The 1182-nt window shown below is 64.0% G+C and carries 1 rRNA gene; it reads left to right on the top strand.

The annotated features are described in order from the left end of the window. A 23S ribosomal RNA gene (locus NFS35_RS28855) occupies positions 1–1182 on the top strand; the annotation flags it as partial.

The raw sequence follows: 1182 nt of genomic DNA, 5'->3' as shown, positions 1-1182 counted from the left end.
CTGCGGAGGGCAGCGGAACGGCCCTGGGAAGGCCGGCCGGAGAGGGTGAGAGCCCCGTAGGCGAAGCCCGAGGCAGCGCGGCAGGATCCAGAGTACCACGGGGCACGTGGAACCCTGTGGGAAGATGCGGGGACCACCCCGCAAGGCTAAATACTACCTGGCGACCGATAGAGCAGAGTACTGTGAAGGAAAGGTGAAAAGGACCCCGGGAGGGGAGTGAAAGAGAGCCTGAAACCCTGTGCCTACAAGCTGCGGGAGCGCCGTATGCGCGTGGCCGCGTACTTTTTGTAGAACGGTCCGGCGAGCTGCGCGGGCAGGCGAGGCTAAGCGCCTAAGGCGCGGAGCCGCAGGGAAACCGAGTCTGAAGAGGGCAGAGCGAACCCAGTTCGCTTCAGTCTGCCCGTGCAGGCCCGAAACCGGGTGATCTACCCATGTCCAGGCTGAAGCCGCCGTAAAAGGCGATGGAGGGCCGGACGCACATCCGTTGAAAAGGGTGGCGATGAGGCGTGGGTAGGGGAGAAATTCCAATCGAACCCGGAGATAGCTGGTTCTCCCCGAAATAGCTTTAGGGCTAGCCCTGCGGCAGCCTGGCGGAGGTAGAGCACTGAATTCCCGCGGGGGCGTCAAAGCCTACCAAAGGATATCAAACTCCGAATGCCGCGCAGGCGATCCGCAGGAGTCAGGCCGCACGAGATAAGTCGGGCGGCCGAGAGGGAAAGAGCCCAGACCCGCGGCCAAGGCCCCGAAGTGCGCGTTAAGTGGATAAGGATGTGGGGCTTCGAAGACAGCTAGGACGTTGGCTCAGAAGCAGCCATGCATTGAAAGAGTGCGTAATAGCTCACTAGCCGAGAGGCCCCGCGCCGAAAATGTCCGGGGCTGAAACGCGCCGCCGAAGCCCGGGACGGACGGGGATGCCCGTCCGTGGTAGGGGAGCATTGCCAGCCCGGCGAAGCCGCACCGGCGAGGAGCGGTGGAGGGCTGGGAAGAGAGAATGCCGGAATGAGTAGCGAGATGGGGGTGGGAATCCCCCAGGCCGGATGTCCGAGGTTTCCAGGGTAAAGCCGATCTGCCCTGGGTGAGTCGGGGCCTAAGGCGAGGCCGGGAGGCGTAGCCGATGGACGACAGGTGGAGATTCCTGTACTGCGCATGGCCAGAACTGCGGGGACGCATGCGGAGGGCGCG

Origin of the sequence: Acetatifactor aquisgranensis (genome assembly GCF_943193215.1) — a bacterium.
Taxonomy (GTDB): domain Bacteria; phylum Bacillota; class Clostridia; order Lachnospirales; family Lachnospiraceae; genus Acetatifactor; species Acetatifactor aquisgranensis.
The sequence above is the reverse complement of the archived record's forward strand: the minus strand, read 5'-3'. Positions and strand labels throughout refer to the sequence as shown.